The sequence below is a fragment of the Williamwhitmania sp. genome, from assembly GCA_035529935.1.
Taxonomy (GTDB): domain Bacteria; phylum Bacteroidota; class Bacteroidia; order Bacteroidales; family Williamwhitmaniaceae; genus Williamwhitmania.
The window spans coordinates 1-14,571 of sequence record DATKVT010000202.1; the positions used below are offsets into that span (position 1 = coordinate 1).

Genomic DNA, 14,571 nt, shown 5'->3' on the forward strand with positions numbered 1-14,571 from the left:
GCGGTTTGCAACCTCTGCCTGCACAGCGATTGCGAAGGTTCATCCGCCGGCGGGCGAACCCCTTCATCTTTTATACAGCACGTAAAAGAACTTCGTTTATTGCTAAATTTTGTCCTTCTTACTTCAGGACACACTCCGGGCGAGCGGGGTTAGCATTCTATACAAACTTGGAACAGACGGCTGACACGCTTGACCGCCCTTTTTGGCGGTTGCGCCCGAGCGGAATACAGCCTGTCAGTGCGCGTGAAAATTATTTAAGTTGTTCTAGAAGGGATTTTTTTCTTAAATCACGGGAACTGTGATGGATTGTTAAAAGATATGCTTTGTCACCTTTTAATTGGAAAATGATTCGATATTGACCCAAAATGAATTCCCTTATTTCATCAAGATAACCAGCTTCAGGAACCATTCTTGCTTCCTTCGGATTTTTCTCAATCCTTTTTATTTCAAGCCAGATTTTTTTTGCCATTAAAGAGGCATAGTGTTCTGAATCAATCGCAATAAATTCGATGATGCTTTTGTAATCTTCATAAGCTTTATATGACCAAATTATTTCAGCCATTTAGCCATTTTTTTCTCAACCTGTTTTTTCGAATATACTCTACCTGATTCAACATCAGCTAGCCCATGTTCAATTTTGCTAAGCAATACAAGTTCTTCGATAATGTCATCAACACTGAACTTATCTGGCATTTTATTAATGGCCTGAATAAGGTTCTCTTTAGTTATCATAACCCTGTTTTTCGTAAAGGTAGAGAAATAAAAGTAAATTGTCCATTTAAGGATGAATTTTTGCATAGCCTATGCTAGCTCATTCATCTTCTGGCACAGCTGCTGTTATTGCCACTCTCCTTTAAAATTCAAATTGGCCAGCTCTGGCAAAGGCTTGGGATAGACGGACGACACGTCCGCCCGAGCTAAGCACTGCACTGCTACTTTTGCCAAACCGATGTTGTCGACTGCCCTTCCTCAAATTGGTTAGTCAATCCCTACCTTTTTACTTCGCTTTTCTAAAATATAGTTGTCTTTCCAATTGTCATTTAATTTTCCAATTTTTTCTCTATAACCAATTACTCTAAAACCAACACCTACGTGAAGTTTTACACTTGCTATGTTATCGGTAAAAATTCCTGCTTGCAAAGTCCAAATGTTATTACTTTCACTCTCATCTATCAGATTTCTTAAAAGCAATTTACCAATGCCTTGTCCTTTGTAACTGTCGGCAATGTAGACACTAACTTCTGCAACACCACCATAGACACATCTGCTTGATACTGGGCTAAGTGCAGCCCAGCCAACTACTTCGTTGTTGCGTATTGCAACTAATCTGCCAAAAGGCAAATGTCCACTATTCCACTTTTCCCAACTTGGAGCTGCTGTCTCAAACGTAGCAACGCCTGTGGTAATGCCACTTTCATAAATTTGCTTTACTTTTTCCCAATGCTTGGATATCATTGGGCTAATTGTTACAGTTTCCATTATCGCAACTATTTTCATTTACAACAGCTAGGGTTTCAAGTGCAGCATCTTTTCCATCATTCCCTGTCCATTGTTCCATTACTTCTGGGGCAGGTCTCGTAATAATGCCTTCGCCATAAACTGTGGCTGTACCGTGTGTATAAAATGCTTCCCAATCAACTCCTTGGGGGTCGGTAATCCAACTTTTTTGAGATTTTGAATAGCAACAAGTACACTCTCCCTCTTCTCGAACAGTTCCTTTTGCTTTTTGCATATTGGCGAAAACTTCGTGCAATTCTTCTTCGCTTTCGAGCTGCAAACCCAAATGTTCAATGCCATTTTCACTATGCCCTGTCGAAATCGCATAATTTATTCTGGGGTCTTCCAGCATCCATTTAGCGTAGTCTGCTTTTACTACCGTTGGTTGTACGCTAAATAACGCACTATAAAATTCAATGCTTTCCTGAAGGTTTTTAACTCTTACGTGAACGTGAAATCTTTTCATTTTTTCTACATTTAATTGTGAATAATTACTAATTCACAATCAAGACGCAGATGGTGCAAAAAAGACGCAAATTATTTCTCCAGTGCCTTTTTTACTTTTTGTAGGGGTTCACAACTTTCTTTTATGTCAAAGGAAATGATGTTGCCTTGGGTATCTGTTTCATAGCGGCAGCAGGTTATAAATTCAGCTTTAAGCAGCTGTCTTGCCCTTTGAATTCTTGATTTTGTAGCGGGTATTGTTAAGTGTAGCTTTTGTGCTATGTCGGCCTGTTTCATATTATCTATGTCGGCAAGCTTTAAGGGAACAGCATATTTTTTAGGTAAAAAGTTAAGCATGGGTAATATATAATTTGTTGCTTCGTTGAAAGCGACATTATGGTCTTCGCTCTCCAACTCATTTACATTTTTTAAGTCGGTAAACTTTGACTGTTTACGATAGTTATCGGTGATAGTGTTCTGTGCAATTTGGAAAAGCCAGCTCCTAATATTACTCACCCCCGATTTTGAAATGCAGAAAGTATAAACCTTCATTAAAACATCTTGCAGAATATCATTGGTTAAGTCTTGGTCCTTTACTCTTTTCAGAATAAAATTTCTCAACTCGCTCTTATGTTCTTGCCAAAGTGCAGGAACATCACAATTAGTTTTTATTTCGTTCTGTTGCGTCATTGAAACGATGTGTATGATAGGGTTGCCGGCAACTCGTTTTTGTGTGTAATAAAACCACACTATACAACCCCGATTGGTCTGTATTGTTTAGCGCTGTTGCGCTTTACACCCGATGTAATAAAAGTAGGAATACACAATTGGGATGGTGCATGGCAGCATATAATTGAGCCTACCTACCTCCTTCTTACCTTTCCAACAAAACGGATATAGGCCGAAGGCCAATGGTAGCGCTTTCATTTCTTGGGGTGGCGCTGGTATTACCACATTCTACTAAAATGCAAATTAGCTATTATTGGCAAAGGTTTGCAAGGGAGCCGCTGCTAGCGGCAATTGGCAATTAACAGGCATTCTCTAAATAATAAATCAAATACCATTCTTTACCAATCTTTTCAAATCTCATTTCACATAGCAATCCAATTTCTTCCCTTATACATTCATACTGAAATATTGAATTGTCTTGTTTTACAATATTACTGTCTATCGGATTGTAAAAATCATTCCTTAAGTCAAAATGTATTGCTTCCCAGTTAGCTTTCGTCCACAAGATTGTCGTATCACATTCATTTAATGAACCATCTAATGGAAATCTCACGTGTTCTATTTGGAAAACTGAGTCTAATATAAATCTATTATAGAATTCTTCAAATTCCTTATTACTGAATTCAAATTTCCTATTCTCATTTTGTATTGTCTGGCTATGAGTTTGAATTGAATCTGAAATTGAATCACCTTTCACGTTGTGCTGATTACATGACAAACAACAAGTTGCTAATAATAAAAACAAAAAAATATTTTTCATATTCTATCTCTTTAATTTGTTACCAGCTCCTTTATATGTGTAGCTCTGTTGCGCTTTATACCAAATGTAATAAAAATAGGAATACAAAATGTGGAAGGTGCTTGGCAGCATGTAACTTACCTTACCGCCCTATTGACGGTTCCACGCCATCGCTGCATTTTATAGCCGGACTAGCGGGGTAGGATATATTTCTTTATTTGCATGGATTAATCTTAAATCTAAGCAATTTTTCAACCAACCTATCTGCTTCACGAATAATAACTTCTCCGCTTGGCATGCCCACACGATAATCTATTCTTTTCTTAGAAATAATTGTATTCCAAAAAATATGACTTTCGGTTGACCAAACCTGTTTTGTACTTTCAGAGAGTTTTATAACTCTTTCCCAAGGAATTTCTTCATGATAAACAGCTATTTCGATATTTTTTAAAGGGACATAATAAATATCTACTGTATAGCCATTCCTTTCCCCTCTGTAGCGGCTACCAACTTGCTTGAAGTTTTGACTTCTGAAAAACCCTATTTTATTAGTTGAAAAAAACCTACTTCTTCTATATCTATCTAGTAATGTTTCAATAACTTTAAAAAGTTTAACAACTACAAATGAAAATACAACCGTACATAAGAACAAAATGGGAATGGTTAATCCAAAAATAATTCCTTTCGTGATCAAGAAGAGACTTAAAGCAACTCCAATAATTAAACTGAGTAAAACATCATATTTGAATAATTTCTTTGGTTTAAATCTTTTACTCTTTTCCTTACTCCTTCTTTCATATGAAGTTGATATTGGATACATTTCCTTTAATAATCCCATTCCACTAGAGATTGTATAGCGCCATTCTCTATCCATTGGAATATGAAATAATGAATTGAATATAAAAACAATATCATCAAAAAGTTTTTCTAAAGCTTCAGGATTATTGTAGTCAACAAATTTAGAATAGTTAGTCTTAGGAAACTTTTCCTTAAATCCTAGATTTAGAATTTGAACAGCTTCATTATCTGACAATGGTTTATTCGGGATTAATAATAGGTAGAGTTTTTCGTTGTCTTTCAAAACATTCAAAAAAGAACCTTTACTATTAATCCTTAGGTTATTATAAACAGGTTTTTTTAACAACTCAAAAATCTTTGATTTTAATACAGGCTTATTCATATTGATAAAACAATAAAACTACCAAAAAGCGTTAAGAACTCCAAATGCGTCATCAGCCAAGATACAATAAATACGTTGTTACCTGCTGCGCTTTATATGTTATTATCTCTTCTAACTTCTTTAACAATTGTTTCTATTCGCTTATCAATTTCCCTGAATAGAGTTTTTCTATTTAGTCTAGAATTCAATTCATCTCTTATTTCACGTTTTGCTTTTGCAGTTATTGTATATAAAGTTATTTTTTCTTTAAATTCAATTTGCTTGTCTAATTCTTCAATTGCTTTTTCAAGAGGTTGAATTGTAAATCTCCCACCTTGTAAAAAACGATTTGTATTATCAACAATGTTTCTATAATCATCTTCATATTGAAATGAAGGATTAATTGTAAAAGTATCATTAATCTCAAATGGGTTTAGATCTTGATAATTTCTTTCCTTGTCAAATTCGTAAAAGTCTTTCTTTTCGCAAGAATAGACCCATAATTGTCCATTATATGAATCATCATCTTTTTCTTCATTACATGTAGCAAAATATAATGCAATTTCTGCACCTGGTGTCCAATCAAGCAGTCTTGTCGGTAATCCAATATGTTGAGCTTGTATTAGTTTATACCATTCTTCTTCAAATTGATTGACACGTTTATTTCTCTTGAATAGGTCAGATAAATTAGCCTTACTTATTTCACTATAAAACTGAGTGTAGGTGTGTTTTTCTAATTCTTTTAGAGTTATTAAATCAGAGGAATTCCTGCATAAACTAGGTTTTAGTTTATATGAATCTCTTTTCTGTCCGCGAAACAATAAAATTAAATTATTGGCATTTCGATATAGTGGTAAATCATTAGATAATGATTTCCACTCTCTATACGCATCAATTGTAATAGGATGGAGCTTCATTTCTTTCATTTTAGCATTGCAGGCAAATCATTTATAGGTCTGATAACTAACATCCTTACATACCAAAATTAATCATTTTTTGGAGAGTGTGGTTAGATGGCTCCGTTTTCTTTGGTTTTTAAAACTCAAGTATAGGAATACGCATTGAACGCTTTGGCAGCGTTCACCTCCGGTTTTTGGGTGGGACATGCCTCTCCCTGGGCTAGCGCCTAGGACTTGCATTCCACCCCCATTCGGGATGACTGGGCAGTAGGGTTTTATATAGCGAGAGCATTATTTTGAGCCTAAATACGTAATCGTTTTTCTACTAGCGCATAATTTGGATTAAACCTCCTATGCATTTTATCTTTTCGACAAAAGATCAAACAACGGTTGGTTTATATAATAATTACCGGTGCCTAACTTCTCTTTTCTCAGCAATCCATCATCCGACAACCTATTTAAATAGTTTGCTGCAGTAATTCTTGAAACATTTAAATCCTTAACAATAAACTCGATTTTAGTATAAGGATGCTTAAATAGGTTATTCAGTAAATCCTGACTATAGAATTTATAATTTTCTCTTAATGTATGTTTGTATTTCATCATTAATTCTCGTATCTGGATAATTAAGGATATTGTTTCTTTTGAAGTCTCCTCCACTCCTTTAATCATAAAAATCAGCCATTCCTCCCAGCTGTTTTTCTCCCTAACCTCCTGTAGCAATCTATAATAATCCGCCTTATTTTTGATAATGTAGTTGCTCAAGTATAGGATGGGTAAGCTTTGAAGACCTTGGAGAATTAAGTAAAGAATGTTTATTATCCTACCTGTTCTTCCATTCCCATCATAAAAAGGGTGAATACTCTCAAATTGGTAGTGAATAATTGCCATTTTAACCAATGGGTCATAGTCAGATAATTCATTCTTGTTAATAAAGCGCTCTAAATTTGTCATTAATCGACTAATTTCATTAAAGTCTTGGGGCGGGGTGTAAATTATTTCTCCATTAGCAGCACTCTTCAGTGTCGTTCCAGAAAGTTTTCTAAATCCTGCTTTATTGCTTTCAAGTTCTGCTTGGATATCAAGAATAATTCTGTTAGTAAGAAGCCCGTTTTTCTTAATCAGCACAAATCCTTTTTTAAGTGCAGATATGTAATTCTGAACTTCCTTTGCATTTAAAGTATTGAAGTATTCGAGATTTAACTCAGATTTATATAGGTCATCGTGCGTTGTAATTATATTCTCAATTGCAGAGCTATCCTTAGCTTCCTGCAACCCTAAAGTATTTAGCAAAATTGTCTGGTTAGGAATTGTTGAAGCAATACCTTTCAACTCAGCTAATGAAGCGTGAGCAGATGGCAAACTCTTTAATACTGCCTTGGTTTCTATATCAATGCTTAAAGGTAATTCTGCTAAAATCCACTCATCATTTTTCATTCTGTGAATTTTTTTTGAATTTCTTTACAAACATAGGTCTATATGATAAGAAAAACAATTTTTCTTATCATAACATTTCGAGTATGTATAGTTTTTCGAGTTTCCTAAACAAAAATTTTCACGGATATGCTCGCTTAAGTGGCAATTGGCAGCTTGGTCGGTAGGGTGCTTTCTTACAACTCTTAACTCTCATAAGGCAAAAACTCTAGCCCATTGAGATACAGCCACAATCTCATCGGTCTTCGGGCTTCCCTCATTCAACTGTTCCCAACCATAGGGAATAGTCCTCCAAGCGGCTATTACTGCAAACAAATAAAGATGAACTATTGACTATTTCACAACTTCAGTATTTGTGCCACTCTGTCCACCACAAAAGCCCCTTTTAAAATCGCTCCAATCAAAAACTATCTCAACCACCAACATCGTAACAACTCCTATAAAGAAAAATAGAATCTCACGCTTTGTAATGCTACACTTCTTCATTTTAATTACACTTAAGGGTTAAATAAAACTTTTCTAATTATGCTAACATAAAACTAGCAATTTATTTTCACTCTTTCTCTTTTCACCTTTCTACTTTTCACCTTTCTACTTCACATAAAAGTCCAACATCAGCTTATCCTCAATGTAGGCCTGCAGGTGGTCGCCGGAGGCTACCGGGCCAACGCCTGCTGGCGTGCCGGTAAAGAGCAGGTCGCCCATTCTAAATAGGATAAACTTGGAGACGTGGGCCACCAGCTCGTCCACGCTAAAAATCATGTCGGCGGAGCTTCCCTGCTGCACCACCAGGCCGTTCTTTTCGAGCCTAAAGGTGATGGCCTTGGGGTTGGGTAGCTGGGTAAGCGGAATAAACTCCATGCTAACCGGAGCACTGCTGTCGAACGCCTTGGCGCACTCCCACGGCAGCCCCTTGGCCTTGCAGTCGCGCTGCAGGTCGCGGGCGGTAAAGTCTATGCCAATACCCACCTCGCTGTAGTAGCGGTGGGCAAACTGCTCATCGATGCCCTTGCCCAGCCTATTAATTTTATACACCAGCTCCACCTCGTAGTGAATTTCGTTGGAAAAGGCGGGAATATAAAACGGCTGGTTGTTGCGCAGCAGCGCCGTGTCGGGCTTGAGGAAAAATACCGGCTGCTCGGGCTTGGGGTTGTTCAGCTCCCGGGCATGCTCCTCGTAGTTTCTACCTATGCAAACTATTTTCATTGCAGAAAAGATTACGGTTACACACTAATTCGTCAACGTAAAGCTAAGCGCTACTTCATTCGTAGCCGAATGCTGGTGAGCACCTTCTTTGTATAGAGTGGGAAGTCGCCATTCATCATCCAGGCGTAGTAGCTGGGCTCGGCGCGCAGCACCTCCTCCACCGGACGTCCCTTGTGCTTGCCAAAGTTGAAAACCTCCACGTTTTTGTCGTTGTAAACAATGCGACCGGCAAAATCGGCGTTGTTGCTCTGGCTCGAGAAATCGGCCAAAAAATCGACGTCGTTCTTCAGGTCGGGGTAGCGGTCGAGCTGCGCCTCCAGCACCTCGAAAGTGGCGCGAGTATCGGCCTCGGCACTGTGGGCACCAACAAGGTCCTTGCTGCAGTACAGCTTATAGGCAGCAACCAGCGTTCGCTGCTCCATTTTGTGAAAGATGGTTTGAACATCGATAAACTTCCGCTTCTTGAAGTCAAAATCGACGCCAGCACGCAGAAACTCCTCCGCCAGCAAGGGGAAGTCGAAGCGGTTGGAGTTATATCCGGCAAAATCGCAGCCTTCGAGATTATGAGCTAGCGATTTGGCAATTTCCTTAAAGGTAGGCTCGTTCTTAACGTCATCGTCGGTGATATGGTGGATGGCCGTTGCCTCGGCAGGGATGGGAATGGTGGGATTTACACGTCGGGTTTTTACCTCTTCCTTCCCGTCGGGAAATATTTTAATTACTGCAATCTCTACAATCCGGTCTTTGGCCAAGTCGATTCCTGTAGTTTCTAGATCGATAAAAGCTAAAGGATTCTTGATGTTCAACTTCATTGAAATGCTATTTTAGTTAATTACTCTGGTTTAAAATTAAGTGTCAATTAACAGAGGTTGTTAGAATATACTTTTTTTCCTTCACTGTTGATGGATGAACAATTTTGGTCCCCCACAGGGAACTAACATCATATTTTGCAAACTTGCCTACAATACTTTATCCGCAACTCGGAAAATCACTTGGCCTTCGCTAAATAAATAGGCAGGTGCTTACACCCATTGGCATAATTCAGGCCCAATTTACCTTTCTTTCTTGAAAAAACAGGGCTTAATAAATATTTTTCTGCATACCGCCCCCAAGTTTCAGGGTTGAGCAAAAAAAAAGCCCGATTCAGGAGAACCGGGCCTTCACACTTTGAATTATGGATTAAGCGTTTATCATCATTGGCATTAGGAGCATGAGCGTATCCTCGTCGTCGATCTCCTTTTCGGTTGGAAGAATAAGTCCAGCGCGGGAAGGATCGGAGAGCTTCAGCTGAACATCCGATGAGGAGAGGTTCGAAAGAATCTCGATGAGGAATGTCGACTTGAAGCCGATCTCCATGTCGTCGCCTTCAAAGAGGCAGCTCAGCCGCTCATAGGCCGAAATGGAGAAATCGAGGTCCTGAGCCGAAATTGTAATTTGGTTGCCCGCAAGCTGCAGCTTAACTAGGTTACTAGCCTGGTTCGAAAATACGGCCACCCTTTTTAGCGCATTGAATAGCTCAAGACGATCGATGGTAAGCGTATTTGGGTTGTTGGTAGGAATAACCGTAGAGTAGCTAGGATAGGTGCCCTCCACCAAGCGGCAAATCATTTTGTAGCTGGTCATGGTAAAGAAGGCGTTCTTGTCGTCGAACTCAACCATAACGTTGTTTGCATCCCTTGAAAGCACCGTTTTAAGCAAACCGGCAGGTTTCTTAGGCAAAATAAAGGAAGCCGAGTTTTCACTCTTTATATCCATTCTCTTGTAGCGAACCAGCTTGTGCGCATCGGTAGCCACAAAGGTAACGTCCGTTGGGGTAAGCTCAATAAAAATACCGTTCATCACGGCGCGAAGCTCATCGTCGGCAGTGGCAAAAAGGGTTTTGGAAATACCGCTCAGCAAGGTTTCGGCGCTAGTTTGTAGCATCGACTTGCGCTCCTCCCTTAGGGTTGGAATGGCAGGGAAATCCTCTCCATCCTGACCGGGTAGGCTAAACTTACCGGTTTCGGAGTTTATGACTACGGCCTTGGTATCCTGGTTAACGTCGAAGGTCAACGGCTGCTCCGAAAACTCCTTGAGGGTGTCGGTGAGCAACTTAGCAGGAACCGCCACAACCCCCTCTTCTGAAACGTTTTCCAAGTTCAGGCTGGTGATTAGGGTTGTCTCCAAGTCGGAGGCTGTAATGGTAAGCACGTTGCCCGTAAGCTGGAAGAGGAAATGGTCGAGAATAGGTAAGGTATTTTTATTGCTAATAACTCTGCTCACCGTTTGCAAGTGGCTGAGCAGCTCGGTGCTAGATACAACAAATTTCATCCCTCAGATATTTAAGTGTTTATTAATTCCTTTTTTAAATCGAACCTCAATATTACAAAAATTTATGATGCCAACCAAGGGGCAGCTACCGCTGAAAAAAGTAGCGGATTGTTCTAATGGTTAAATCAACATCCACCCAATTAGCTGTATAAAAGTCAATTCCATCGCGACGAACGAGCAGCTGGTTGTAATTATATAGCGCCTTGTGGCCAGCCTCGTCGAGCGGTGCCGAGGGCGGAAGGGGAATATATTCAATAGTTTCGTTGCCCTTGCTGCTCTCCACCTTAATTGTGTAGAATGGCTGCATGCTATCCTGCTGGTTGGATGCTGCACTCAACACTGAAGCACGTGAAAGATAGATCAGGTAGCGCGACACCGCCTTGGCATCCACCTTTTCCGAAGGTATTTTCCCATCATGGTCAAACAATTGGAAGCCATCGCCTTGCAGCTGCAAGGTAAAGGAGCTGTCGGGCCACTGTTGGTTGGTGAAAGTAATCTTCGAAATCTTATTTAACGGAAGTGTAAAGAGTTTGCTATTTATCCAGAATGAAGGTCTTGTGCTCACCATGTAGAAGAGCTTTGTGCCATCGGCATCGGTTCTAATTACCGCCCCACTTGAGTTTCCCTCGGCTAGGGCAACGGTTCCAAGTCCAAGCGTATCGGTGTAGAGTATACGAATCTGTCGGTAGAGCCTCCCCTCCCTCTGCACCGACACCACCGTGGCCTCAGGGCCCTTAAGCCTAGCTTCGAGTATCGAATCCACCAGGCGCGGTATGGGCGAATAGACCTGCACCTGCTGAAAGGCTCCAAGAAAATTGGAGATGGTGTTTGCCCCTGCCAGTTTATCTTGCACTGTCCACCCTTGCTGCGCTCTCGTAACTACCACTGAATCGGCTCCCTGCCGAATGGTAATGCCGTTAACCAGCGATGTATCGCCAATGGAGTAGCTGGCAGGGTTTAACGGCCCACCAAAAAATAGCGTGCGGACGTTTTGAATGGAAAAGGTGGAGAGAAACACTACCAGCAAGAACACCAGAGCCGCTGAAATCCAAATCCACCGTTGCCTCTTTTTTCTACCGTTTTGCATACTTTTTTCTCCTGAAGTAAATGAAAAGAAGGCCAAATAGCATCACAATTACCGAAGGCAAGACCACGTTGATGAGCTGCCACTTTGTACGCTCCGAAAGCACCTTGTTTCTATCGAGCAACCTTAGCTTAAGGTCGCGGTTACGAAGCGAGATAAGGTTGTGCTCGTCGGTTAAATAGCTCACCAAGTTCCTCACAAAATCCTTATTGCCGTAGGTTTGATTGGTATACTTGTCGTAGCCTAGGGGTGTAATAGAAACACCATCGGGGCGAACCTTCACCTCGTTTCGAATGATGTCGGCATCGGCCACCACGGCAATTTTGGTGTTGAGGCTACTATCCTTCATTTGAATTGTATTGGCACCCAAATATTCGCTGTCCATCCGGTTACGAAAATCCGACTTAAATTGACCCTCCTCCAGCACAGCAACAATGAGATGTTTCTGGTTGAATTCATACTTCAAAGGGCTATTTCGGATCTGTTCCAAGCTAACAATGAGTGGAGCAGTGAGTGTTCGGGAGTATGGCGAAGAGGCCAACAACACCGATTTGGTAACCTTCGACTCGCCACTCAGCGTATCGAGCGTGCTACAAAATTTTCCCTCAACCAGGTTGAGGTTGCGGGTAATTGCACTGGCATTTGATGGCACAAACAACGGGTAGTAGTACCATGGTGCCGGAACAAAGTTTGGTTGTTCACCAACAAGTGAAACGTTCACCGGAATCATGGCACACTGCATGTCCTGAAGGAGCACTGAGTTAACCCTAATGCCGTAAGTAAAGAGCATATCCTCCAGGTTGAGGTTGTTCACCATGGCTACGGTCATACTACCTCTGGAGAGGCTATCTTCGCTAACTGTTACGGGATCGATGAAAAAGGCCACTCTACCACCCTTCATTATGAACTGGTCGAGCACCAACTTATCCACCTCTGGCCAAGGTTTTGTTCCCCCTGCCACAACAGCCAACCTGTAGCCGTTGAGTGCCTGCGGGTTTCCATTGATGGTTACGCGGCTAAGGCTATAGTAGCCAGAAAGATCCCGCGCAATATCACCAACCTGAGCCTCCTCCAGCTCGCCATGCCCCTCAATAAAGGCTATTTTGGGCAGCGAATCGAGGCTCATCTTCTCTATGGCGTTGATAATGTTATACTCCAGATTCTGCTCCGATCGATTGAGGTTCTCCTCACCGCTCAACCCAGGAACGTTTGTTAAGAAATTTACCGGCATTTCCTTGCCTCGGTAGTTCACAACGGCACCGGGGAATACAATTTTTTCTGTAGAACCGCCCTCCACATCCTTTTGGTGGATATTAACGGGTAGCACTCCACGCTGGTATATGCTTTTATAAACATCGTCCCGCTCCTTGGGGTCGGAAGATTCCGATGGGTTGACAAAGTTGAATCGGAAGTTGCTGCCCCCGTATACCTGAAACTCATAGAGCATATCCTTAAGGCTTCGCTCCATCTTTTTAAAGCCAATGGGCATCTCGCCATCGAGGTAAACGGTAACGTTCACGTAGTCCTTAAGTGTACTCAATATTTGCTTCGACTGTGGACTAATGCTGTGCCGCTTATCGGAAGTAAGGTCTATTCTAAAAAAGGCAATGGAGGCAATAAGATTAATTGCTACTACCACGAGCATAAACAGCAGCAACTTGTAACCCATGCTGTTCTTAACCTTTAAGCGTATGTTTTGCATAAAATTTCCCATGGCTATTTTCTCCTCTGCAGAATTAGTTTGCTTGCATACAGAAACAAGCTGTCGACACTCAAGAAGTAGAGAATGTCGCGGGAGTCGACTACTCCACGACTGATAGACTGATAGTGATCGTTGATACCCAACGCCACAATATTGGTTTCGATCCCTCTGAATGCCTGAAGGCTACCGATGTATTCAAAGCCCATGTAGAGCAGAAAGGAGAGCAACATGGCCACAATAAAGGAGACAATCTGGTTTGTGGTAAGCGAGGAGGCAAAAACTCCTATGGCCACGTAGATGGAGGCCAAAAAGAAGAGGCCGATAAACGATCCCCAAGTTCCACCCAGGTCAATGTTTCCAACCGGATTACCCAACTTATACACCGAAAAGAAGAAGATGAGCGTTGGAACCAGCGAACAAATTACGAGGAACACCGAGGCAAAAAACTTTCCCATCACCAAATCGAGCTCGGTGAGCGGTTTGGTAAGCAGCAGCTCCAGCGTGCCACCCTTGCGCTCCTCAGCAAAGGTTCGCATGGTAATAGCCGGAACAAGAAAAAGAAAAACCCAAGGAGCCAGCATAAACAGGGTGTCAATGTTGGCATATCCGGCATCGAGAACATTCATCTCTCCAGGGAAAACCCACATAAACAGTCCGTTTGCCACTAGAAAAACGAGAATGGCAATGTAACCAGTAAGGGATGAAAAAAAGAGCCTGATCTCCTTTAAAAAAATATGGTACATGGTTTGGTTTTTTAGCAACAGTAAGATTTACACTTCACTAAACTCCATACTAAGCTGCAACTAAGAGTGCATGAAAATAGTAATGGTTAACGAATTAAATAGCAAAAAAGTGTGAAAACTTTCCAATGGTAATCATATTGATGAGTACGAGTCAAATAAATATTCCGCCACCCTTTGCTACAGCTTTGAAGGCAAATAGCCTAGAAAAAAGACTGGGCCGTTGTGTCGGTGGCCGGTTCTTCTTCATCGCGCGCATCGGGGAAGAAGTTGATAACTTGCTCCACCGGTACTATGCGCACCAACTTAAAGTAGAAATCAATAATGGTCTTGTAGTCCATCCCTCTTGCGGCCATCTCCATTGCTCCAATCTGGCATAAACCAACGCCATGGCCATAGCCTCGTCCATGCAGAACAACCTCATTGCCAGAAACGGCCACCGAAAAAAATGCTGATCGAAGATCCAAGTCGGCACGCATCCGTGAAAAGGAGATGGAGTCGGAACCAACACGGTAGTATGCAACGCGTTTGGCCTGATTAAATCCAAGGCGTGAGGCTTTCAACGACTCGCTCCCAAAGCCTTTAGTGGCCAGATAGTCGAAAAAACTCTTTATAGGAATTCGCTTCT

17 protein-coding genes are annotated in these 14,571 nt (G+C 41.3%); all 17 read right to left on the bottom strand.

What is annotated here, in order from left to right; all coding sequences use genetic code 11:
* Positions 1 to 250: 250 nt before the first annotated feature.
* Positions 251 to 562, bottom strand: coding sequence for a type II toxin-antitoxin system RelE/ParE family toxin (locus VMW01_15575; protein HUW07668.1), 312 nt, complete (start codon positions 560 to 562; stop codon positions 251 to 253).
* Positions 550 to 732, bottom strand: a complete 183-nt coding sequence (locus VMW01_15580; GenBank protein ID HUW07669.1) for a hypothetical protein — start codon at positions 730 to 732, stop codon at positions 550 to 552. Before VMW01_15580 ends, VMW01_15575 begins: the two co-directional genes overlap by 13 nt.
* Positions 733 to 978: 246 nt before the next feature.
* Positions 979 to 1,479 carry a GNAT family N-acetyltransferase gene (locus VMW01_15585; GenBank protein ID HUW07670.1) on the bottom strand — a complete coding sequence of 167 codons (501 nt, stop codon included), beginning with the start codon at positions 1,477 to 1,479 and terminating at the stop codon, positions 979 to 981.
* Positions 1,460 to 1,963 (bottom strand): ArsI/CadI family heavy metal resistance metalloenzyme, encoded by a 504-nt coding sequence (locus VMW01_15590; GenBank protein ID HUW07671.1) that lies wholly within the window; start codon positions 1,961 to 1,963, stop codon positions 1,460 to 1,462. Before VMW01_15590 ends, VMW01_15585 begins: the two co-directional genes overlap by 20 nt.
* A gap of 71 nt (positions 1,964 to 2,034) precedes the next feature.
* Positions 2,035 to 2,631, bottom strand: a complete 597-nt coding sequence (gene sigZ / locus VMW01_15595; GenBank protein ID HUW07672.1) for an RNA polymerase sigma factor SigZ — start codon at positions 2,629 to 2,631, stop codon at positions 2,035 to 2,037.
* A gap of 337 nt (positions 2,632 to 2,968) precedes the next feature.
* Positions 2,969 to 3,430 carry a DUF4348 domain-containing protein gene (locus VMW01_15600; GenBank protein HUW07673.1) on the bottom strand — a complete coding sequence of 154 codons (462 nt, stop codon included), beginning with the start codon at positions 3,428 to 3,430 and terminating at the stop codon, positions 2,969 to 2,971.
* Between the two features lie 193 nt (positions 3,431 to 3,623).
* Positions 3,624 to 4,589: a hypothetical protein gene (locus tag VMW01_15605; GenBank protein ID HUW07674.1), complete on the bottom strand. Its 966-nt coding sequence runs from the start codon at positions 4,587 to 4,589 to the stop codon at positions 3,624 to 3,626.
* A gap of 92 nt (positions 4,590 to 4,681) precedes the next feature.
* Positions 4,682 to 5,485, bottom strand: coding sequence for an FRG domain-containing protein (locus VMW01_15610; protein ID HUW07675.1), 804 nt, complete (start codon positions 5,483 to 5,485; stop codon positions 4,682 to 4,684).
* Between the two features lie 342 nt (positions 5,486 to 5,827).
* Positions 5,828 to 6,904 carry a Fic family protein gene (locus VMW01_15615; GenBank protein HUW07676.1) on the bottom strand — a complete coding sequence of 359 codons (1,077 nt, stop codon included), beginning with the start codon at positions 6,902 to 6,904 and terminating at the stop codon, positions 5,828 to 5,830.
* 330 nt (positions 6,905 to 7,234) lie between these two features.
* Complete coding sequence (locus VMW01_15620) at positions 7,235 to 7,387, bottom strand: hypothetical protein (GenBank protein HUW07677.1); 153 nt, start codon at positions 7,385 to 7,387, stop codon at positions 7,235 to 7,237.
* Between the two features lie 105 nt (positions 7,388 to 7,492).
* Positions 7,493 to 8,107, bottom strand: a complete 615-nt coding sequence (locus VMW01_15625) for a fumarylacetoacetate hydrolase family protein (GenBank protein HUW07678.1) — start codon at positions 8,105 to 8,107, stop codon at positions 7,493 to 7,495.
* A 50-nt stretch (positions 8,108 to 8,157) separates the two neighbouring features.
* Positions 8,158 to 8,919: a 3'-5' exonuclease gene (locus VMW01_15630; GenBank protein ID HUW07679.1), complete on the bottom strand. Its 762-nt coding sequence runs from the start codon at positions 8,917 to 8,919 to the stop codon at positions 8,158 to 8,160.
* 367 nt (positions 8,920 to 9,286) lie between these two features.
* Positions 9,287 to 10,417 carry a DNA polymerase III subunit beta gene (gene dnaN, locus VMW01_15635; protein HUW07680.1) on the bottom strand — a complete coding sequence of 377 codons (1,131 nt, stop codon included), beginning with the start codon at positions 10,415 to 10,417 and terminating at the stop codon, positions 9,287 to 9,289.
* Between the two features lie 85 nt (positions 10,418 to 10,502).
* Positions 10,503 to 11,504: a hypothetical protein gene (locus VMW01_15640; GenBank protein HUW07681.1), complete on the bottom strand. Its 1,002-nt coding sequence runs from the start codon at positions 11,502 to 11,504 to the stop codon at positions 10,503 to 10,505.
* Entirely contained in the window at positions 11,491 to 13,215 is a 1,725-nt protein-coding gene (gene gldG, locus VMW01_15645; protein ID HUW07682.1) for a gliding motility-associated ABC transporter substrate-binding protein GldG, read from the bottom strand. Before gldG ends, VMW01_15640 begins: the two co-directional genes overlap by 14 nt.
* 2 nt (positions 13,216 to 13,217) lie before the next feature.
* Positions 13,218 to 13,946: a gliding motility-associated ABC transporter permease subunit GldF gene (gene gldF, locus VMW01_15650; GenBank protein ID HUW07683.1), complete on the bottom strand. Its 729-nt coding sequence runs from the start codon at positions 13,944 to 13,946 to the stop codon at positions 13,218 to 13,220.
* 200 nt (positions 13,947 to 14,146) lie between these two features.
* Positions 14,147 to 14,571 (bottom strand): hypothetical protein (locus tag VMW01_15655; GenBank protein HUW07684.1); only part of this gene is annotated, 425 nt, incomplete at its 5' end.

Bases quoted from the DNA above. Each gene is read 5' to 3' on its own strand.
- VMW01_15575 (HUW07668.1), bottom strand. From the start codon at position 562: ATGGCTGAAATAATTTGGTCATATAAAGCTTATGAAGATTACAAAAGC.
- VMW01_15580 (HUW07669.1), bottom strand. From the start codon at position 732: ATGATAACTAAAGAGAACCTTATTCAGGCCATTAATAAAATGCCAGAT.
- VMW01_15585 (HUW07670.1), bottom strand. From the start codon at position 1,479: ATGGAAACTGTAACAATTAGCCCAATGATATCCAAGCATTGGGAAAAA.
- VMW01_15590 (HUW07671.1), bottom strand. From the start codon at position 1,963: ATGAAAAGATTTCACGTTCACGTAAGAGTTAAAAACCTTCAGGAAAGC.
- sigZ (HUW07672.1), bottom strand. From the start codon at position 2,631: ATGACGCAACAGAACGAAATAAAAACTAATTGTGATGTTCCTGCACTT.
- VMW01_15600 (HUW07673.1), bottom strand. From the start codon at position 3,430: ATGAAAAATATTTTTTTGTTTTTATTATTAGCAACTTGTTGTTTGTCA.
- VMW01_15605 (HUW07674.1), bottom strand. From the start codon at position 4,589: ATGAATAAGCCTGTATTAAAATCAAAGATTTTTGAGTTGTTAAAAAAA.
- VMW01_15610 (HUW07675.1), bottom strand. From the start codon at position 5,485: ATGAAGCTCCATCCTATTACAATTGATGCGTATAGAGAGTGGAAATCA.
- VMW01_15615 (HUW07676.1), bottom strand. From the start codon at position 6,904: ATGAAAAATGATGAGTGGATTTTAGCAGAATTACCTTTAAGCATTGAT.
- VMW01_15620 (HUW07677.1), bottom strand. From the start codon at position 7,387: ATGAAGAAGTGTAGCATTACAAAGCGTGAGATTCTATTTTTCTTTATA.
- VMW01_15625 (HUW07678.1), bottom strand. From the start codon at position 8,107: ATGAAAATAGTTTGCATAGGTAGAAACTACGAGGAGCATGCCCGGGAG.
- VMW01_15630 (HUW07679.1), bottom strand. From the start codon at position 8,919: ATGAAGTTGAACATCAAGAATCCTTTAGCTTTTATCGATCTAGAAACT.
- dnaN (HUW07680.1), bottom strand. From the start codon at position 10,417: ATGAAATTTGTTGTATCTAGCACCGAGCTGCTCAGCCACTTGCAAACG.
- VMW01_15640 (HUW07681.1), bottom strand. From the start codon at position 11,504: ATGCAAAACGGTAGAAAAAAGAGGCAACGGTGGATTTGGATTTCAGCG.
- gldG (HUW07682.1), bottom strand. From the start codon at position 13,215: ATGGGAAATTTTATGCAAAACATACGCTTAAAGGTTAAGAACAGCATG.
- gldF (HUW07683.1), bottom strand. From the start codon at position 13,946: ATGTACCATATTTTTTTAAAGGAGATCAGGCTCTTTTTTTCATCCCTT.